Source organism: Streptomyces sp. SID8374 (assembly GCF_009865135.1).
Classification (GTDB): domain Bacteria; phylum Actinomycetota; class Actinomycetes; order Streptomycetales; family Streptomycetaceae; genus Streptomyces.
In genome coordinates, this window is record NZ_WWGH01000001.1 from 858,586 (window position 1) to 878,228 (window position 19,643).

The 19,643-nt window shown below is 71.7% G+C and carries 18 protein-coding genes; 3 read left to right on the top strand and 15 right to left on the bottom strand.

The window, feature by feature from the left end:
- Positions 1 to 116 precede the first annotated feature (116 nt).
- Positions 117 to 617 (top strand): transcriptional regulator BldD, encoded by a 501-nt coding sequence (gene bldD, locus GTY67_RS03810; RefSeq protein ID WP_006123181.1) that lies wholly within the window; start codon positions 117 to 119, stop codon positions 615 to 617.
- A 198-nt stretch (positions 618 to 815) separates the two neighbouring features.
- Here the strand turns inward: bldD and nusB are convergent, their stop codons facing one another.
- The 13 genes from nusB to GTY67_RS03875 all read right to left on the bottom strand — a co-directional run bounded on the left by nusB (position 816) and on the right by GTY67_RS03875 (position 14,226).
- Positions 816 to 1,247, bottom strand: a complete 432-nt coding sequence (gene nusB, locus GTY67_RS03815) for a transcription antitermination factor NusB (RefSeq protein WP_015607359.1) — start codon at positions 1,245 to 1,247, stop codon at positions 816 to 818.
- Between the two features lie 2 nt (positions 1,248 to 1,249).
- Positions 1,250 to 1,816 (bottom strand): elongation factor P, encoded by a 567-nt coding sequence (gene efp, locus GTY67_RS03820; RefSeq protein ID WP_093692847.1) that lies wholly within the window; start codon positions 1,814 to 1,816, stop codon positions 1,250 to 1,252.
- Positions 1,817 to 1,866: 50 nt separating this feature from the next.
- Entirely contained in the window at positions 1,867 to 2,973 is a 1,107-nt protein-coding gene (locus GTY67_RS03825; protein ID WP_093692846.1) for a M24 family metallopeptidase, read from the bottom strand.
- Between the two features lie 161 nt (positions 2,974 to 3,134).
- Positions 3,135 to 4,061 (bottom strand): Pro-rich N-terminal domain-containing protein, encoded by a 927-nt coding sequence (locus GTY67_RS03830; protein ID WP_161277781.1) that lies wholly within the window; start codon positions 4,059 to 4,061, stop codon positions 3,135 to 3,137.
- 122 nt (positions 4,062 to 4,183) lie between these two features.
- Entirely contained in the window at positions 4,184 to 4,624 is a 441-nt protein-coding gene (gene aroQ / locus GTY67_RS03835; protein WP_093692844.1) for a type II 3-dehydroquinate dehydratase, read from the bottom strand.
- On the bottom strand, positions 4,621 to 6,258 hold the full coding sequence (gene aroB / locus GTY67_RS03840; protein ID WP_161277782.1) for a 3-dehydroquinate synthase: 1,638 nt from the start codon (positions 6,256 to 6,258) through the stop codon (positions 4,621 to 4,623). The genes aroQ and aroB overlap by 4 nt, the downstream gene beginning before the upstream one ends.
- Positions 6,255 to 7,439, bottom strand: a complete 1,185-nt coding sequence (gene aroC / locus GTY67_RS03845; protein ID WP_161277783.1) for a chorismate synthase — start codon at positions 7,437 to 7,439, stop codon at positions 6,255 to 6,257. The genes aroB and aroC overlap by 4 nt, the downstream gene beginning before the upstream one ends.
- Positions 7,440 to 7,585: 146 nt before the next feature.
- Positions 7,586 to 8,419, bottom strand: coding sequence for a shikimate dehydrogenase (locus GTY67_RS03850; RefSeq protein ID WP_161277784.1), 834 nt, complete (start codon positions 8,417 to 8,419; stop codon positions 7,586 to 7,588).
- Entirely contained in the window at positions 8,406 to 10,160 is a 1,755-nt protein-coding gene (mltG, locus tag GTY67_RS03855; RefSeq protein WP_161277785.1) for an endolytic transglycosylase MltG, read from the bottom strand. The genes GTY67_RS03850 and mltG overlap by 14 nt, the downstream gene beginning before the upstream one ends.
- Positions 10,161 to 10,261: 101 nt before the next feature.
- Entirely contained in the window at positions 10,262 to 10,735 is a 474-nt protein-coding gene (ruvX, locus tag GTY67_RS03860; protein ID WP_176727551.1) for a Holliday junction resolvase RuvX, read from the bottom strand.
- Between the two features lie 8 nt (positions 10,736 to 10,743).
- Positions 10,744 to 13,413, bottom strand: coding sequence for an alanine--tRNA ligase (gene alaS / locus GTY67_RS03865; protein ID WP_093692838.1), 2,670 nt, complete (start codon positions 13,411 to 13,413; stop codon positions 10,744 to 10,746).
- Positions 13,413 to 13,760: a DUF6167 family protein gene (locus tag GTY67_RS03870; protein WP_161277786.1), complete on the bottom strand. Its 348-nt coding sequence runs from the start codon at positions 13,758 to 13,760 to the stop codon at positions 13,413 to 13,415. The genes alaS and GTY67_RS03870 overlap by 1 nt, the downstream gene beginning before the upstream one ends.
- A 7-nt stretch (positions 13,761 to 13,767) precedes the next feature.
- Complete coding sequence (locus GTY67_RS03875) at positions 13,768 to 14,226, bottom strand: DUF948 domain-containing protein (protein ID WP_093692836.1); 459 nt, start codon at positions 14,224 to 14,226, stop codon at positions 13,768 to 13,770.
- A gap of 254 nt (positions 14,227 to 14,480) precedes the next feature.
- Between GTY67_RS03875 and GTY67_RS03880 the strand changes: the two genes are divergently transcribed.
- Entirely contained in the window at positions 14,481 to 16,709 is a 2,229-nt protein-coding gene (locus tag GTY67_RS03880; protein ID WP_161277787.1) for an AAA family ATPase, read from the top strand.
- A gap of 17 nt (positions 16,710 to 16,726) precedes the next feature.
- Here the strand turns inward: GTY67_RS03880 and rpsD are convergent, their stop codons facing one another.
- Positions 16,727 to 17,341, bottom strand: coding sequence for a 30S ribosomal protein S4 (rpsD, locus tag GTY67_RS03885; protein WP_015607373.1), 615 nt, complete (start codon positions 17,339 to 17,341; stop codon positions 16,727 to 16,729).
- Between the two features lie 188 nt (positions 17,342 to 17,529).
- Here rpsD and GTY67_RS03890 point away from each other — a divergent pair, with 188 nt between their 5' ends.
- Complete coding sequence (locus GTY67_RS03890) at positions 17,530 to 18,231, top strand: DUF2470 domain-containing protein (protein ID WP_161277788.1); 702 nt, start codon at positions 17,530 to 17,532, stop codon at positions 18,229 to 18,231.
- Between the two features lie 22 nt (positions 18,232 to 18,253).
- Here GTY67_RS03890 and GTY67_RS03895 read toward each other — a convergent pair whose 3' ends face one another.
- Positions 18,254 to 19,621: a replication-associated recombination protein A gene (locus tag GTY67_RS03895; protein ID WP_161277789.1), complete on the bottom strand. Its 1,368-nt coding sequence runs from the start codon at positions 19,619 to 19,621 to the stop codon at positions 18,254 to 18,256.
- Between the last annotated feature and the right edge of the window lie 22 nt (positions 19,622 to 19,643).

The window sequence follows — 19,643 nt, forward strand, 5'->3', positions numbered from 1 at the left end:
GGAGGTGCCGGTCCGGACCATTCGGCTTGACGCATCCAAGTAACGCTGCGTAACCTCACAGTGAGTTACCAGCCACGCGGCGGAGCCGCACACTGTTCCAGCGTCCGGGGAGCCATATGTCCAGCGAATACGCAAAACAGCTCGGGGCCAAACTCCGTGCCATCCGCACCCAGCAGGGCCTCTCCCTCCACGGCGTGGAGGAGAAGTCACAGGGCCGCTGGAAGGCCGTCGTGGTCGGTTCGTACGAGCGCGGCGACCGTGCCGTGACCGTACAGCGCCTCGCCGAGCTGGCGGATTTCTACGGGGTCCCGGTGCAGGAGCTGCTGCCCGGTACGACTCCGGGCGGGGCCGCCGAGCCGCCGCCGAAGCTCGTCCTGGACCTGGAGCGCCTCGCCCATGTCCCGCCGGAGAAGGCCGGTCCGCTCCAGCGCTACGCGGCGACCATCCAGAGCCAGCGCGGTGACTACAACGGCAAGGTGCTCTCGATCCGCCAGGACGACCTGCGCACCCTCGCCGTGATCTACGACCAGTCGCCGTCCGTGCTGACGGAGCAGCTGATCAGCTGGGGCGTGCTGGACGCGGACGCGCGTCGCGCGGTCTCCCACGACGAGAGCTGAGACCGAGACCGAGAGGTCCGGGTCCGCCGCCCACGGCGGGCCCATCAGCAGAAACGTGCCGCCGGGCCGGCGGGAGCCTTCGGGCCCCGCCGGCCCGGCGTTTTCCGTCCGTACGGGTGGCCCGTACGCCGAAGGGCCCACGGTCGGCTGACCGTGGGCCCTTCGTGGCGTGCGTGGCCGATCGGCCCGCCTCCGGGGCTACTGCTCCCGGCGGAGGTTCGGCTTGAGGTCCTTGAAGCGGGCCAGCATGCCGTTCACGAACGACGGGGAGTCGTCGGTGGAGAACTCCTTGGCGAGCTGGACCGCCTCGTCGATCACCACGGCGTCCGGGGTCTCGTCCATCCAGATCAGCTCGTACGCGCCGAGCCGGATGATGCTGCGGTCGACGACCGGCATGCGGTCGATCTCCCAGTCCACGGCATAGGTGACGATGAGGTCGTCGATTCGGTCCGCGTACTGGGCGTACCCCTCGACCAGCTCCATCGTGAATTCGCCGACCGGCGGCTGACGGTCGTCGGTCCGCGAGTGCCGGACCCAGTCCGCGAGGACGCTCTGCACGGACTCGCCGCGCTGGTCGGCCTCGAAGAGGATCTGGAAGGCGCGCTTGCGGGCCTTGTTCCGGGCAGCCACGGTTAGCTGTTCACCCGGCCGAGGTAGTCGCCCGTGCGGGTGTCGACCTTGATCTTCTCGCCGGTGGTGATGAAGAGCGGCACGCCGATCTCGTAACCGGTCTCCAGGGTGGCGGGCTTGGTGCCACCGGTGGAGCGGTCGCCCTGGACGCCCGGGTCCGTGTGCTGGATGGTCAACTCGACCGCGGCGGGCAGCTCGACGTAGAGCACCTCGCCCTCGTGCTGGGCGACGGAGGCGGTGAAGCCCTCGATCAGGAAGTTGGCGGCGTTGCCGACGGCCTTGCGGTCGACCATGAGCTGGTCGTACGTGTCCATGTCCATGAACACGAAGTACTCGCCGTCCATGTACGAGAACTGCATGTCGCGGCGGTCAATGGTGGCCGTATCGACCTTCACACCGGCGTTGAACGTCTTGTCGACGACCTTGCCGGAGAGCACGTTCTTGAGCTTGGTGCGCACGAAGGCGGGGCCCTTGCCGGGCTTGACGTGCTGGAACTCGACGACGGACCAGAGCTGGCCTCCGTCGAGCTTGAGCACCAGGCCGTTCTTGAGGTCGTTCGTGGAAGCCACGGTTGCGGAATCTCCTGGACTGAAGCTGGTGGAACGACCGGGGATGCGCGCTAGAGCGCGAGCAGTTCCTTGGTCGTCATGGTGAGTAGCTCGGGTCCGCCGTCCGCCTCAGGGCGCACGACGAGCGTGTCATCGATCCGGACACCGCCCCGGCCCGGGAGGTGGACCCCCGGTTCGACGGTGACCGGCACACAAGCGTCCAGTTTACCCATGGCTGTCGGTGCCAATTGCGGGTCCTCCTCGATTTCGAGCCCCACACCGTGCCCGGTCCTCGGCTGGAGGCCCTCTCCGTACCCCGCGGACTCCAGCGGATGGCGGGCCGCGCGGTCCACGTCCCGGTAGGCGGCGCCCGGCGCCAGAGCCTCCCTGCCTCCCCGCTGAGCGGCGAAAACGAGGTCATAGAGGTCGATCTGCCACTGGGCGGGTGCGGTGCCGATGACGAAGGTCCGGCCGATCTCGCAGCGGTAGCCGTGGTAGTTGGCGCCCAGCCGGACGGAGAGGAAATCCCCCTCCTCGACCCGGCGGTCGGAGGGCCGGTGCCGCCCCTGGCCGGAGTTGGGGCCGGTGGCCACGGAGGTGGCGAAGGCGGGGCCGTCGGCCCCGTGGTCGACCAGGCGGCGCTCCAGCTCCAGCGCGAGATGGCGCTCGGTGCGGCCGACCAGGATCGATTCGAGGAGTTCGCCGAGGGCCTGGTCGGTGATCTCCGCGGCGATGCGCAGACAGCCGATCTCCTCCTCGTCCTTGACGATCCGCTGCTGTTCGACGGTGAAGCCCAGATCGGCCAGCCGGAGGCCCGGTGCGGCCTGCCCCATGGCGCGGTGCCGGGCCACGGTCAGGTCGTGCTCCTCCACGGCGAGCGAGTCCGCGCCCGAGGCGGCGGCGAGCCCCGCGGCCTCGACCACCGGGTCCCCGTCCGGGACGGGCAGCACATCGACCCGGAGCGCCTCGTCGGGCCGCCCGTGGCCGGGGTCGCCGACGGGCGCGCGGGGGCAGAGCAGAACGTCCTCGCCGGGGCCGAGCAGCAGCACGGCGCCGGGCGGCGCTCCGCCCGCGAGATAGCGGACGTTGGCGGGGCGGGAGACCAGGGCGGCCGCGGACCCCGCGGCGGCGCACCGGTCGCGGAGCAGCCCGCGTCGGACGGCGTGCACCTCAGACATGCTCCGAGCGTACGAACGAATCCGGCTCCCCGCTCGGCCGGCGCATCCGACCGGGGGGCGGGGTGCCGCAGCGCCCTTGTATGCGGCCGCGGCACCCTATAGGCAGTCGTTTTCCCCGGAACAGGCAGTCGTTTCCCCGGAGGGGGCCTGAACTCCGGCCGCTACCAGGTGGGCGGGGAGGCGATGGAGCGGGCGAGCACGTCGTCCAGGACGCGGGCGGTGGTCTCCACGTCGTACGTCGAGTTGTCGATGATCGGGAGCCCGGAGCCGTACCAGCCGGCCATCCGGCCGTGGATGCGGGCGACCTCCTCGTCGGAGAGCCTGCGGTTGCCGCTGCGGGCGGCGTTGCGCTCCAGGACGATCTCCAGGCCGGGCAGCAGGACGACGGGCAGCAGCCCGGGGCCCACATGGCGCTTCCAGCCGCCGAGGCCGACGACGGGGCGGTCGGGGAAGACGGCGTCGTCGAGGATGCAGGAGATGCCGTTGGCGAGGAAGTTGCGGGCGGCGAAGCCGCAGGTGCGGCGGGCCAGCCGGTACTGGGCCTCGGAGTGGTCGTTCCAGCCTGCCTGCGGGTCGGCGAAGCCGGAGCAGACCCATTCGCGGACGTCATCCAGGGAGACGTGGGCGGTGGGCACCCGGCGGCGGGCCGCCCAGAGCCGGGCCACGGTGGTCTTGCCCGCGCCCGCCGGGCCGATCAGCAGCACGGCGAGCGTGGCGCTGCCGGTGCCGGGCTCGGCGGGGGGTGCGGGCAGCGGCACCGGGCCGCCGGGGGGCAGCTGGATGTGGCCGGTGGGCTGGCCGCCGGAAGGCGGCGGAGTGGGTCCGGTGCCGCTCCAGCCGTACTGCGGAGCCTGGGGCTGGGGGGCGTGGCCCGGGGCCGGGGGCTGCGGGGCCTGGCCGGGAGCGGGCGGCTGCTGGGCCTGGCCCGGGGCCGGAGCGTGCGGGGCCTGGCCGGGGGGCGGCGGGGGTATCGGGGGCGGGCCCTGCGGTCCGGGGTGGCCGGGGTGCTGGGCCTGGTGCGACCAGCCCGCGGGCCCGTTCCCGGGTCCCTGGGGCGGCGGCAGCGGGGCCCCCACTGCGTGCTGCATCCGGTGCCACTCCGTCTCGTAACCGCGACTCACGCTGATGGGACGGCTACCGTACCTTCCCGGGCCGCCTCAGGGTGAACGGCCCGGGAGGGCACGGAGTGCCCGTGGGCACCCGGGGGCTGTCAGTCCGTCAGTTCGTCGGCGAGGGCGCGCAGGGCGAGCCGGTAGGAGCCGATGCCGAATCCGGCGATCGTGCCCGTGGCCACCGGGGCGATGACGGAGGTGTGCCGGAACTCCTCGCGGGCGTACGGGTTGGAGATGTGCACCTCGATCAGCGGGGCGGTGCGCTGGGCGGCCGCGTCCCGCATGCCGTACGAGTAGTGCGTGAAGGCGCCCGGGTTGATGACGACCGGGATCGAACCGTCCGCCGCCTCGTGGAGCCAGCGGATCAGTTCGCCCTCGTCGTTCGTCTCGCGTACGTCGACGTCGAAGCCGAGCTCCTTGCCGAGCGCGGTGCAGGTCTCGACGAGTCCGGTGTAGGAGGTGGCACCGTAGACGTCGGGTTCACGGGAGCCGAGGCGGCCGAGGTTGGGGCCGTTCAGGACGAAGACCCTGCGGGTCACGCGGAGACCTCCCCGTAGGCGGCGAGCAGCACGGCCGGATCGGGGCCCTCCAGGACGGTGGGCTTGCCGAGGGCGTCCAGGACGATGAAGCGCAGCAGGTCGCCGCGGGACTTCTTGTCGACCTTCATGTTCTCCAGCAGCTTGGGCCACTGGTCGCCCCGGTAGGTGAGCGGCAGGCCCACGGACTCCAGGATGCTGCGGTGCCGGTCGGCGGTGGCGTCGTCGAGGCGTCCGGCGAGGCGGCCCAGCTCGGCGGCGAAGACCATGCCGATGGAGACGGCCGCGCCGTGGCGCCACTTGTAGCGCTCGTTCTTCTCGATGGCGTGGCCCAGCGTGTGGCCGTAGTTGAGGATCTCGCGGAGTCCGGACTCCTTGAGGTCGCTGGAGACGACCTCGGCCTTGACCCGGATCGACCTCTCGATCAGCTCGGCGGTGTGCGGTCCGGCGGGCGTGCGGGCGCCCTCGGGGTCGGCCTCGACCAGGTCGAGGATGACCGGGTCGGCGATGAAACCGGCCTTGATGATCTCGGCCATGCCGGAGACGTAGTCGTGGACCGGCAGCGAGTCCAGGGCGGCGAGGTCGCAGAGGACCCCGGCGGGCGGGTGGAAGGCGCCGACGAGGTTCTTGCCCTCGGCGGTGTTGATGCCGGTCTTGCCGCCGACGGCCGCGTCGACCATGCCGAGCACGGTGGTGGGGATCGCGATCCAGCGCACCCCGCGCAGCCAGCTGGCCGCGACGAACCCGGCGACGTCCGTGGTGGCACCGCCGCCGATGCCCACGATCACGTCGGTACGGGTGAAGCCGGTCTGGCCGAGCGCCTTCCAGCAGTAGGCGGCGACCTCGACGGTCTTGGCCTCCTCGGCGTTGGGCAGCTGGATGGCGATGGCCTCGTACCCCTGGTCGGCGAGGTCCTGGCGGACCGCCTCACCGGTCTCGGCGAGCGCCTCGGGGTGCAGGACGGCGACCCTCTGGGCGCGGTCGCCGATGAGCTGGGGCAGCTCGCCGAGGAGCTGGTGGCCGACGAGGACCTCGTACGGGTCGGTGCCCGCCGAGCCTGCGACCTGGATGCGGGTGGGGCCCTGCTCTGTCATGCCGGTGTTCTCCACGCCGGGGGCGGCTGCGCCCTCCGGCAGTTCCAGTACGTCGATGATCGCCTGGGCGACCTCTTCGGGGGTGCGTTCGTCGGTGGTGACGACCTCGGTGGCGACCTCTTCGTAGAGGGGGCGGCGGGCGTCCATCAGCTCGCGCCACTGCCGGCGCGGGTTGACCGCGAGCAGCGGGCGGGCGGTGTTGAGCCCGACGCGGCGGACGGCCTCGTCCACGTCCATGGAGAGGTAGACGACCGGGCGGCCGGCCAGCAGCTCCCTGGTCGTCCCGTCCAGGACGGCCCCGCCGCCGAGGGAGAGGACTCCCGCGTGTCCGGCGAGGGCCGCTTCGACGGCCCGGCGCTCCAAGGCCCGGAAGTGCTCCTCGCCCTCGTCGTAGAAGATCTCCGCGATCGGCTTGCCGGCCTCGGCCACGACGTCCGCGTCGGTGTCCCGGTAGCCGGTGCCGAGCCGGGCGGCGAGCAGTTCGCCGACGGTGGACTTGCCGACGCCCATCGGGCCGACGAGGACGACCAGGGGGCCGGTCATCGGATCTGGAGGTGGTCGAGGTACGACTGGACGTTGCGGTGGGTCTCGGCCACGCTGTCGCCGCCGAACTTCTCCGCGACGGCGTCGGCCAGGACCAGGGCGACCATCGCCTCCGCGACGATGCCCGCGGCCGGGACGGCGCAGACGTCGGAGCGCTGGTGGTGGGCCTTGGCGGCCTCGCCGGTGACGACGTCCACGGTGGCCAGGGCGCGCGGCACGGTGGCGATGGGCTTCATCGCGGCGCGGACCCGCAGCAGCTCGCCGGTGGTGAGCCCGCCCTCGGTGCCGCCGGAGCGGCCGGAGGTGCGCTTGATGCCGTCGTCGGCGGCGACGATCTCGTCGTGCGCCTTCGAGCCGGGGACCCGGGCCAGGTCGAAGCCGTCGCCGACCTCGACGCCCTTGATGGCCTGGATACCCATGAGCGCGGCGGCGAGCCGGGCGTCCAGGCGGCGGTCCCAGTGGACGTGCGAGCCGAGCCCGACGGGCACGCCGTACGCCAGCACCTCGACGACTCCGCCGAGGGTGTCGCCGTCCTTGTGGGCCTGGTCGATCTCGGCCACCATCGCCTTGGAGGCGTCGGCGTCCAGGCAGCGGACCGGGTCGGCGTCCAGCTTCTCCACGTCGGAGGGGACCGGGTGGACGCCGTACGGCGCCTTCGCGGCGGCCAGCTCCACGACATGGCTGACGATCTCGATGCCCGCGGTCTCCTTGAGGTAGGAGCGGGCGACGGCCCCGAGGGCGACGCGCGCGGCGGTCTCCCGGGCGCTGGCGCGCTCCAGGACCGGCCGGGCCTCGTCGAAGCCGTACTTCTGCATCCCCGCCAGGTCGGCGTGGCCGGGGCGGGGGCGGGTCAGCGGCGCGTTACGGGCCAGCTTGGCCAGCTCGTCGGGGTCGACCGGGTCGGCCGACATGACCTGCTCCCACTTGGGCCACTCGGTGTTGCCGACCATGACGGCGACCGGGGAGCCCATGGTGAGACCGTGCCGTACGCCGCCGAGGAAGGTGACCTCGTCCTGCTCGAACTTCATCCGCGCACCGCGGCCGTAACCGAGCCGTCGCCGGGCGAGCGCCTCGGCCACCATCTCCGTCGTGACCGGGACGCCGGCGGGAAGGCCCTCCAGCGTCGCCACCAGTGCGGGGCCGTGCGACTCGCCCGCGGTCAGCCAGCGCAACCTGCTCAAAGGTGCTCCCTCATGCTCGCGCCTGAAAATCCGACGGCACGACCGGGTGCGCGGCCCCGGCCCGCCGCCGTCGATCCTCCCACGACTGTGCTCGGTGTCCGGCCGCCGGTCCAGGAACCGGACACCACTTCATCAGGTCGAACGTGTCAGCGGGACGCGATCGCGGCTTCCCCGGCCTGCCGCATGGCCGCCAGCGGGGCCGGGCTCCGGCCCGTCATCCGCTCGACCTGGAGCAGCGCCTGGTGCACAAGGAGGTCCAGCCCTCCGACGACGGTGCCGCCGCGCGCCGACCAGGCGGCGGCCAGCGCCGTCGGCCAGGGCTCGTACAGCACGTCGAAGAGGATGCCCGGGTTCTGCGGTACGTCGGCGGCCACGGCGTCCGTCGTTCCGGCCGGGGTGGTGGCGATGACGAGGGGGGCCTCCAGCGCGCGGGCGCCCTCGGCCCAGTCCGCGACCCTGACGTCCACGCCGAGGCGCTGTCCCCAGCCGCGCATCTCGTCGCCGCGTTCCCGGCTGCGTACGTAGGCGGTGACCGGTCCGGCGCAGATGACCGCGAGCGCGGCGAGGGCGGAGGAGGCGGTGGCGCCGGCGCCGAGGACGGCGGCGGACTCGACCTTCTCGACCCCGCGCTCCCGCAGGGCGGCGATCATGCCGGGGATGTCCGTGTTGTCGCCGATCCGGCGGCCGTCCCCGGTGAAGACGACCGTGTTGACGGCCTCCACCGAGGCGGCTGTCGGGCTGATCTCGTCCAGCAGCGGGATGATCGCCCGCTTGAGCGGCATGGTCAGCGAGAGCCCGGCCCAGGAGCGGTCCAGCCCCTCGATGAAGCCGGGCAGCGCCGCCTCGTCGACCTCGAACCGGTCGTAGGACCAGTGGTCGAGGCCCAGCTCGGCGTAGGCGGCGCGGTGCAGCACCGGGGAGAGCGAGTGGGCGATGGGCGAGCCGAGGACGGCGGCCCGGCGGGCCTCAACCGATGGCATCGAACTTTTCCTTGAGCTTGAGGTGCTCGTCGTAGGTCTTGGCGAACTCGGTCTTGTGCTGACCGTCCGTCGCGACGAAGTACAGCCAGCCGTCCGTCGTGGGGTTCAGGGCCGCGCCGAGCGCATCGGCACCGGGGTTGCTGATGGGCCCCGGTGTGAGGCCCTTCTGCGTGTACGTGTTGTACGGGTCCTTGTTGCTGAGGATCTCGGACTCGCTGATGTTGATGTTGCTCTGCTTCTTGAGGTAGTTGAACGCCGAGTCGAACTGAAGCAGCTGGTTCGTCTCGGTGTTGGTGGGCTTGAGGCGGTTGTAGACGACCTCGGCCATCTTCCGGAAGTCGTCGTGGGTCTTGCCCTCCACCTGCACCAGGCTCGCCACCGTGATGACCTGCCACGGCCCGTCCAGCTTGTGCTTCTTGGCGACGGCTTCCAGGTCGAGTTTGTCGTACTCCTTGTTCGCCCGCGTGACCATCCGCTTCAGCGCGTCCTCGGGCTTCGACCCCTTGGCGACCGGATAGGCCGCCGGGTACAGGAAGCCCTCCAGCGGGTCCTTCACGTCCGGGTTGTCGTCCGCCCAGTCGGGCAGGCCCAGCGACTCCGCCTTGGTCTTGGCGATCTTCGCCGTGGTGCCCTTCGCCAGCCCCAGCCGCTCGTCGATCTTGGCGTAGACCGTGACGTTACGGGTCCCCTCGGGGATCACGAAGGCGTTCTGGCTCTTGGGGTCGAGCATCAGCTCCACCGCGCTGGCCCCCGACATCTCCTTCTTCAGGAGGTAGACGCCGGCCTGGATCGACCGGCCCTTGGGGTTGCTGTTCTGCGCCGCCACGAAGGCGTCGGAGGACTTGATGACGCCCTGCTTGCGCAGGATGTTCGCGATGTCGTAGCCGAGCGCCCCCTCGGGGATCTCGACCTCGACCTGCTCGTCGGTGCCCGACCCCGCGAAGTCGGCCGGGGCGCCGAACTGCTTCTTCCAGTAGGTGTAGCCGACGTACGACACTCCCCCGAGGCCGCCGACCAGGACGAGGGAGACGATCAGGCAGGCGCAGCCGTTGCGGCTCTTCTTCTTGCCCTTGCCGCCCCGGCGCTCGCCGTCGCCGCGGTCCCGCCGTGCGGAGCGCGAGGCGTCGTCGTCCGGGTCATCGTCGTCGTCGCGGGGCTCGCGGGCGGCGGGCTCGTCGGCGCCGGTGAAGAAAGGATGCGTCTCTTCCTGCGGCTCGTCCGGGTCCCAGTCCGTCGACGGCTTCTGCTGCTCCGGCTGCCGGCGCTCGGCCTCGCGGCGGCCCGGCGGCTGCGGCGGGGGGTAGGCATCGGGCGTGCCGTAGTAGTCGTGCGATTCGCCGTACCCCGCCTGCTGCTGGGCGTAGTACGGGTCCTGGGGCTCGGCCCCGTACGGCACGGCGGCCTGCTGACCGGAGTCCCAGCCGCCGTCGTACTGCGGCTGGGCGGGAGGCTGCTGGCCGTACGGGTCCTGGTGCTGCGCGCCGTACTGCTGCTGGTGCTGGTGCGCCTGCTGCTCGTACTGCGGGTACTGCTGCTGGTCGTACTGATGCTGCTGGTACTGCTGGGGGTCCTGGTGCTGCTGGTGGTTCTGGGCGTACGGGTCCTGCGGATAGGACTGCTGCTGGTCGCCGTACTGGCCCTGGCCGTGGGCGGCCTGACGGCCTCCCCATCCCTGGTCCCCGTACAAGGGGTCCTCGGGATGCCACGGTTCGGAGCCGGGGCCCCGGCCATACTCAGTCATCGATCCCCTAGAGCCGCGAGACGACGTTCCGTCTCTTCGCTTCGCTGTGCGGTGTTTGTTCGAACCACCGACGCATCGCGCGGAACGTTACCGTATCGCGATCAGACAACCACTTCGACGCCCTCGCCGGGGGGATTGCCTGACGCCCGTTCGGACTCCAGAGCGTTCTGAAGGATCACCACAGCGGCAGCCTGGTCGATGACAGATCGGCCCTTCTTGGACTTCACGCCCGAGGCGCGCATGCCCTGAGCGGCCGTCACTGTGGTCATCCTCTCGTCCACCAGCCGCACCGGAACGGGTGCGATCGAACGGGCGAACGCCTGGGCGAAGTCGCGGACCTTGGCTGCCGCGGGGCCCTCGCCACCGCCGAGGGAGCGCGGCAGACCGAGGATGACCTCGATCGGCTCGTACTCCTCGACGATCTGGCGGAGCCGCCGGTGGGCGGCCGGGACATCGCGTCCCGGCACGGTCTCCACCGGCGTGGCCAGGATCCCGTCGGGGTCGCACGAGGCGACCCCGATCCGGGCGTCCCCTACGTCGACGGCGAGCCGTCGGCCCCGGCGCATCCGCGTCATCCCGCTCGTCACGCCGTCTCGGTGACGAGGCGTTCGACTGCGGCGACCGCGTCACCGATGGCGGCCGGGTTCGTGCCGCCGCCCTGGGCGACGTCCGGCTTGCCGCCGCCACCGCCGCCGAGCGTCTTGGCGGCCGTACGCACCAGGTCACCGGCCTTGAGTCCGCGCTCGCGGGCGGCCTCGTTGGTGGCGATGACGGTGAGCGGGCGGCCGTTGGCCGTGGTGAACAGGGCCACGACGGCCGGGCGGCCGCCCTGGATGCGGCCGCGCACGTCCAGGACCAGCTTGCGCAGGTCGTCGGCGGAGGTGCCGTCGGGGACCTGGCCGGTGACCAGGGCGACGCCCCGGACGTCCTTGGCGGACTCGACCAGTCCGGCGGCGGCCGCGAGGACCTTCTCCGCGCGGAACTTCTCGATCTCCTTCTCGGCGTCCTTCAGCTTGCCGAGCATGCCCGCGATCTTCTCCGGGAGCTCCTCGGGACGGCCCTTGACCAGCTCCTGGAGCTGGGCGACGACCGTGTGCTCCCGGGCGAGGAAGTTGTACGCGTCCACGCCGACGAGGGCCTCGATGCGGCGTACGCCGGAGCCGATGGAGGACTCGCCGAGCAGCTTGACCAGGCCGAGCTGGGCGGTGTTGTGGACGTGGGTGCCGCCGCACAGCTCCTTGGAGAAGTCGCCGATGGTGACGACCCGGACCCGCTCGCCGTACTTCTCGCCGAACTCGGCGATGGCGCCCTGCTTCTTGGCCTCGTCGATCGACATGACCTCGGCCTGGACGTCGAGTTCGCGCGAGAGGACCTCGTTGATCTTCTGCTCCACGTCGGTGAGGACCGTGCCGGGAACGGCGGCGGGCGAACCGAAGTCGAAGCGGAAGCGGCCCGGGGAGTTCTCGGAGCCGGCCTGGGCGGCCGTCGGGCCGAGCGCGTCGCGCAGCGCCTGGTGGGTGAGGTGGGTGGCGCTGTGGGCGCGGGCGATGGCCCGGCGGCGGGTGGAGTCGATGGAGGCGAAGACCGGGGCCCCGACCGTCACCTCGCCGACCTGGACGACACCCTTGTGGACGTGGACGCCGGGGACCGGCTTCTGCACGTCGCGGATCTCGATCACCGCGCCGGTGTCCAGCCGGATGCGGCCGGTGTCGGCGAGCTGGCCGCCGCCCTCGGCGTAGAAGGGGGTGCGGTCGAGGACGACCTCGACCTCGTCGCCCTCGGTGGCGGCGGGCGAGGGCACCCCGTCGACCAGCAGGCCGACGATGGTGGACTCACCGGCGGTGGAGGTGTAGCCGGTGAACTCGGTGGCGCCGGAGTTGTCGGCGACCTCGCGGTAGGCGGAGAGGTCGGCGTGGCCGGTCTTCTTGGCGCGGGCGTCGGCCTTGGCCTTGTCGCGCTGCTCCTGCATGAGGCGGCGGAATCCGTCCTCGTCCACGGAGAGCCCCTGCTCGGCGGCCATCTCCAGGGTCAGGTCGATCGGGAAGCCCCAGGTGTCGTGGAGCAGGAACGCCTTGTCGCCCGGGAGGACCTGGCCGCCGGCGGCCTTGGTCTCGGTGACGGCGGTCTCCAGGATGTTGGTGCCGCCCTTGAGGGCCTTGAGGAAGGCGGCCTCCTCGGCGAGCGCGACCGTCTCGATGCGCTTGCGGTCGGTGATCAGCTCGGGGTACTGGAGCCCCATCGTGTCGATCACGACGTCGACCAGGTCCTTGACGACCGAGCCGGTGGCGCCCATCAGGCGCATGTTGCGGATGGCGCGGCGCATGATGCGGCGCAGGACGTAGCCGCGGCCCTCGTTGCCGGGGGTGACGCCGTCGCCGATGAGCATCACCGACGTACGGATGTGGTCGGCGACGACGCGGAGCGAGACGTCGGTGGACTGCTCGGCGCCGTAGCGGACGCCGGTCAGCTCGGTGGCCTTGTCCATGACGACGCGCAGGGTGTCGGTCTCGTACATGTTCTGCACGCCCTGGAGGATCATCGCGAGACGTTCCAGGCCGAGACCGGTGTCGATGTTCTTCGACGGCAGGTCCCCGAGGATCGGGAAGTCCTCCTTGCCGTCGCCGGCGCCGCGCTCGTACTGCATGAAGACCAGGTTCCAGATCTCCACGTAGCGCTCGTCGTTGACGGCGGGGCCGCCCTCGACGCCGAACTCGGGGCCGCGGTCGTAGTTGATCTCGGAGCACGGGCCGCAGGGTCCGGGGACGCCCATAGACCAGAAGTTGTCCTTCTTGCCCAGGCGCTGGATGCGCTCGGCGGGGACGCCGATCTTGTCGCGCCAGATGGCCTCGGCCTCGTCGTCGTCGAGGTAGACCGTGATCCAGAGCTTCTCGGGGTCGAGGCCGTAGCCGCCGTCCTCGACGGAGTTGGTCAGCGCCTCCCAGGCGAGCTGGATGGCGCCTTCCTTGAAGTAGTCCCCGAAGGAGAAGTTGCCGCACATCTGGAAGAAGGTGCCGTGGCGGGTGGTCTTGCCGACCTCTTCGATGTCCGGCGTACGCACGCACTTCTGCACGCTGGTGACGCGCGGGGCGGGCGGCTTGACCTCGCCGAGGAAGTACGGCTTGAAGGGGACCATGCCCGCGGGGACCAGCAGCAGAGTCGGGTCGTCCGCGATGAGCGACGCCGAAGGCACGGCGGTGTGACCGCGCTCCTCGAAGAAGCTCAGCCAGCGGCGGCGGATTTCAGCCGACTCCATCAGTGGTCCTCATTCCGGTTGTTCGGGTTGTAGGGGAGCTTGCGGTACGTGTTCGGGTGCGCGGCGGGCTCGGCCGCCTCGACGGCGTAGTGCCGCTGTACGGGGAGGTCGGGGTCGACCGGTGCCTCCAGGCCCAGGGCGCCGCCCAGTTCGGCTTCGCGCCGGACCATTCCCTCGCGGACGTCGAGTGCGAAGTCCTTGATCTTGTGGCCGGTCTCGATCGCCTTGTCCGCGGCCTGCGCGGCGAGGCTCTCGGGCGTCAGCTGCTTGAGCTTGCGGTTGACCTTGGTGGTGGCCCAGACACCGGCGGCTGCGCCGGTGGTGAACCAGAACATGCGGCGGAACATCGCTGGATCAGTCCTTCTGTCCGCGGGTGTTTCGGCGTTCGCGCTTACGTCCACGCGCCGAAGGTACGGTCCGGCCGACGATCACCGTGCGGCGGGAGGAGCGGCTCCGCGCCGGTTCCGGTTCGGGCTCGGGGGCGGTGCGGCGGCCGAGGGCCTGCCGGACGCCGTAGCCGAACGCGGCGACCTTGACGAGCGGGCCGCCGAAGGTGGAGGCGACGGTGGTGGAGAGCGCGGAGGCGTTGGAGGTGACCTCCTGGACGTCGCTCGCGATGGCGTCGACCTTGTCCAGCTGGGTCTGTGCGGACCGTACCGTCGCCGAGGCGTCGGCCAGCAGCGGGACGGCCTGTTCGGTCACGTCCGCCACCAGCTTGGTGGTCGCCTTGAGCGTCTGGGCGAGCCTCACCAGCACCACGGCGAGGAACGAGACCAGGATCGCCCAGAAGACGGCCACGAGAATCCCGGCCACCTCTCCACCGGACACTGTGCACCGCTCTCTGCTCGTCGCTTGTCTGCTTGTCACCGGGCCCCTGCGGGGCCTGTCCCCGTCGGTGCGGCCGGCTCCCGCCCGCGCGCCCGATCGTCGTCCCACGAGCCTATCGCGCCGCGCATCCGCTCCCCTACCGCATTCCCGGCGGGCCCTGCGGCATTCTCCGGGAGCGGCACCGTAGTTCGACGACGCGATTGTACGGAGAGCATCCAGGCCAGTACCCTGCGTGTTTCATGCGACGCCTGCAGCACCCTTCCACGAACCCGGACGATCCGGACTCCCGTTCCGCCTCCCCGGCCCGCAACGTCCCGGCCGGCAACGTCCCGGCGGAGCTGAACCGTTTCGTGGGCCGCGAGGACGAACTGGCCGCGCTGGGCGGTCTGCTGGCGGAATCCCGGCTCGTCACCGTCGTCGGGGTGGCGGGCGTGGGCAAGACCCGGTGCGTCAGCAGGGTCGCCGCGCTGCTGGAGAAACGGTACTGCGACGGGGTCTGGCTCGCCGAGCTGTCCGCCGTCCACGATCCCGGCCTGCTGGAACACGCCGTGGTCGAGGCGCTGGGGCTGACCGACCACACCGGCAGGGCCCCGCGCGCCGTCCTCGTCGAGCACCTCCGCGAGCGCCGGGCGCTGCTGGTGCTGGACGGGTTCGAGCACCTCGTCGACGGCTGTGCCGATCTCGTACGGGAGTTGCTGCGCCGGGCGCCGGGGCTCCGCGTGCTCGCGGCCGGGCGCCGCCCGCTCCTGGTGGACGGTGAAGTGACGTTCACCCTCGCCCCTATGTGCGACGAGGACGCGGTGGAGCTGTTCTGGGGACGGGCCCGCGCGGTGCGGCCGGACCGGGAGCCGACGGCCGGGGACCGGGCGGCCGCCCTGGAGCTCTGCCACCGCCTCGACGGGATCCCGCTGGCGCTCGAACTGGCCGCCGGGCGGCTGCGCGCCCTCTCGGTGGACCAGGTGCTGCTGCGCCTGGACGACCGGTTCCGGCTGCTGACGGGCGGCAGCCGCGGCGCCCCGCCCCGCCACCGGGCGCTGCGTACGGCGATCGGCTGGAGCCACGAGCTGTGCACGCCCGAGCAGCGGCTGCTGTGGGCGCGGCTCTCGGTCTTCGCCGGGCAGTTCGACCTGGAGGCCGCCGAGTACATCTGCGGCGGCGCCGGTCTGCCGGCCGACTCGGTCCTCGACGTACTGGAGGAGCTGCTGGCCCAGTCCGTGGTGGAGCGCGAGGACGGCGTGGTGGGCACCCGCTACCGGCTGCTGGAGTCGGTCCGCGAGTACGGCGCCGAGTGGCTGGCGGCGGCCGGGGACACCCGGCGGATGCGGCGCCGCCACCGGGACTGGTTCCTGGGCCTGGCGACCTGGTGCGAGCTGGACTGGTTCTCGCCGCGCCAGGCGGAGGTGGCGGCGCGGATCGACAGTGAGCTGCCCAATCTCCGCCGGGCGATGGAGTGCTCCATGGAGAGCCCCGACGAGGTGCACCTGGCGCACCATCTGGCGGGTTCCCTCTGGTTCTACTGGGTCGGGTGCGGGCGGCTGTCGGAGGGCCGGTACTGGCTGGAGCACGTACTGGAGGAGCCGACCCCGTACGACGCCTCGCGGCTGAAGGTGCTGTGGGTGCTGGGGTACGTGGCGGTGCTCCAGGGCGACGCGGTCGCGGCGATCTCGGCGCTCCAGGAGTGCCGGGAGGAGGCCGAGCGGTCCGGGGACGCCACGGCGACGGCGTACGCGGTGCACCGCACGGGCTGCCTGGCGATCGTCACGGACGACCCGGCGCGCGCCGAGGAGCTGCTGCGTGACGCGCTCGGCCGCTACCGGGAGATCGGCGAGCTGAACAGCAGTGTGGTGATGGCGCAGGTGGAGCTGGCCATGGCGGTGGCGTTCCAGGGCGATCTGGACGCGGCGGCGGACATCTGCGAGGAGGTCCGGGAGCTCTGCGAGGACCACGGGGAGCGGTGGGCGCAGGCGTACGCGCTCTACGTCCTGGCGTACGCGGCGCTGCGGCGGGGGCTGCCGGAGCGGGCGCGGCGGATGCTCGGGGAGTGCCTGTCGATCGGCCGGACCTTCGACGACCTGCTGGCCACGGCGCTCTCGCTGGAGCTGCTGGCGCTGGTGACGGCGGTGGAGGGGGATGCCGGGGAGGCGGCGGTGCTCCAGGGGGCGGCGGAGCGGATCTGGCCGTCGGTGGGGCCGCCGCTGTTCGGCTCGGTGTACTTCGGGCGGCCCCGGGTGGAGTGCGAGGAGCAGGTGCGGCGGGAGCTGGGGGACGCGGCGTACGAGGCGGGGCTGCGGGTCGGGCGGCGGCTGGACCGGGCCGCCGTGGTGGAGCGGGCGCTCGGCGGGGGCGGTGGTGGCGGGGCTCGGGGGCACCGCGACACGTCCGGGGCGGAGGGTGGTCCCGCCGCCAGGGGAACGCGAAGGCCCGCCGCCTCCCGGATGACAGGGAGGGGCGGGCCGGAGCGCTGGTGAGAGCGGCTACGCCTGGATCAGCGGGCGTAGTACTCGACGACGAGCTGCTCGTCGCAGATCACCGGGATCTCCTTGCGGTTCGGGTCCCGGTCCAGGCGGAAGGCCAGGGCCTTCAGGTTCACCTGGAGGTAGCGCGGGGTCTCACCGTCGGTGTCGTAGCCACCCTCGCGGGCCACCTGGAAGGGGACCTTGGTGCGGCTGCGCTCGCGGACCTGGACGACGTCGTCGGGGCGCACGCGGAAGGACGGCTTGTCGACCTTGCCACCGTTGACCTCGATGTGGCCGTGGACGACCATCTGACGGGCCTGGTAGATGGTGCGGGCGATGCCCGAACGCAGGACCAGGGCGTCGAGACGGCGCTCGAGCTCGACGACCAGCGCCTCGCCCGTCTTGCCCTCGGCCTTCTTGGCACGGTCGTAGGCGCGCGCCATCTGGCGCTCGCTGATGTCGTACTGCGCACGCAGGCGCTGCTTCTCCAGCAGACGGACCTTGTAGTCCGAGTTCTGCTTGCGGCCACGGCCGTGCTCGCCCGGCGGGTACGGACGAGCTTCGAAGTACTTGACAGCCTTGGGCGTCAGAGCGATGCCGAGGGCACGCGACTTCTTGACCTTGGGACGCGACTGGTTAGGCACGTTCTCCAGACCTCCGTTGTAGGTTAGGTTAGGCTTACCTTACTCAAGGAGATCGCATGTCTCGCCCTGGGAACACCACTCACGTCACGGACAGCACAGACAGCGGCAGCACACCTGAAGGTGCTGCTACGACGGAAGGCCGATCTGATCGTGGTCAGCCGCGTCCCAGCGGGCTTGAAAACACTCGGATGCCGTCAGCAGCCGAGCGCACACGAACTCTCGTACAGAGTACCTGCTCCGCGCTGCTCGTCGTACCGGGGCTGGATCTGGCCCGGGCCGAACCCCTGGTTCCGGAGAGCCGGAGCGTAGGGCCCGAGGGCGACCTGTTCCTCGAATTCCCCGCGGATTCCCCGGCAGTTCGGGCCGCGACGCACGCCCAGGGCGACGAGCTGACGGCCGTGCTGGAGATCACGGACGTCGCCCCGGTCTCCGTCCCGCACCGCATCCGCGGCCGCGCCTGGGTCTCCGGCTGGCTCACCTCCGTACCCGGCATCGCGGAACCGGGCCGCATGATGCTGCGCCTCGAATTCGGTGAGGCGTACGTGGACGACCTCTGGGGCGCCGAGGACATCGAGGCGGAGGACTTCCGCGACGCCGCCCCCGACCCGCTCGCCGGCCACGAGGCGGAGCTGCTCCAGCACCTGCACTCCGCCCACGACGACCAGATGCGCACCCTGTGCGGGCTGCTCGGCGAGCGCACGGCGCGGGCCTGCTCCTCCCACCAGCCCACGGCCGTGCCGGTGGCGCTGGACCGCTTCGGGCTGCGGGTGCGCTTCGTGGAGGACAAGGGGTCGTGCTTCGACGCCCGCTTCGAGTTCCCGGAGCCGGTACGGGACGTCACCGAGCTGCGACGGGCGATGCACACCCTCTTCGAGGCGGCCGCGTCCTGATCCCGGAGCCGCCGCCCGTACGTCAGGACGGGTCCGTGCCGCCGCCACCACGGCCCAGGCGCTCACGGACCCGCTCCACCACATCCGCGTACCGCGCCTCGGCGCCGTGCCGGGTGGGGGTGTAGTAGAGCCGGTCGCGGACCGCGTCCGGGGCGTACTGCTGGGCGGCGATACCGCCCTGCACGTCGTGCGGATAGACATAGCCCTGGGCGTGGCCGAGCTTGGCCGCACCCTTGTAATGGCCGTCGCGCAGATGGGCCGGGACGGGGCCCGCGAGCCCTTTTCGGACATCCTCCTGCGCGGCGAAGATGGCGAGCGTCGCCGCGTTGGACTTGGGAGCGAGCGCGAGGGCGATCGTGGCGTGGCTGAGGGTGAGCGCCGCCTCCGGGAAGCCGATCATGGCGACGGCCTGGGCGGCCGCCACCGCCGTCGGCAGCGCGGTGGGGTCGGCGAGGCCGATGTCCTCGCTGGCGGAGATCATCAGCCGCCGGGCGATGAACCGGGGGTCCTCCCCCGCCTCGATCATCCGGGCCAGATAGTGCAGGGCGGCGTCCACGTCGGAGCCGCGGATCGACTTGATGAGCGCGCTGGCGACGTCGTAGTGCTGGTCGCCGTCGCGGTCGTACTTCACGGCGGCCCGGTCGACGGTCGCCTCGACCGTCTCCAGCGTGATCTCCGCCTCGTGCGTGGCGAGCGCCGCACCGGCCGCCGCCTCCAGGGCGGTGAGCGCCCGGCGCGCGTCGCCGCCCGCGATACGCAGGAGATGCGCCTCCGCGTCCTCGGGCAGGGTGACGGCTCCGCCGAGCCCGCGCTCGTCGGTCAGCGCCCGGCGCAGCAGATCGCGCAGGTCGTCGTCGGTCAGCGGCTCCAGGGTGAGGAGCAGCGAGCGCGAGAGCAGCGGGGAGATGATCGAGAAGTACGGATTCTCCGTGGTCGCGGCGATCAGCGTCACCCAGCGGTTCTCCACGGCGGGGAGCAGGGAGTCCTGCTGGGCCTTGGAGAAGCGGTGGATCTCGTCCAGGAAGAGGACGGTCTCCTTGCCGAAGCCACCGGTGGCGCGGCGCGCGCTCTCGATGACGGCCCGGACCTCCTTGACGCCCGCGGTGATCGCGGAGAGCTCCACGAAGCGCTTGTTGGTGGCCTTGCTGACCACGTACGCCAGGGTCGTCTTCCCGGTGCCGGGCGGGCCCCACAGGATCACCGACGAGGCACCGGCCGGACCGCCGCTCCCCTCGACGAGCCGGCGCAGCGGCGAGCCCGGCTTCAGCAGATGCTGCTGGCCGACGACCTCATCAAGGACACGGGGACGCATCCGGACAGCGAGGGGGCTGCTGGACGGGTCCTTCTCCTGGCGGTCTTCGGCGGCTGCGGTAAAGAGGTCGGGCTCCACGTCATGAAGCCTATGCGACCCC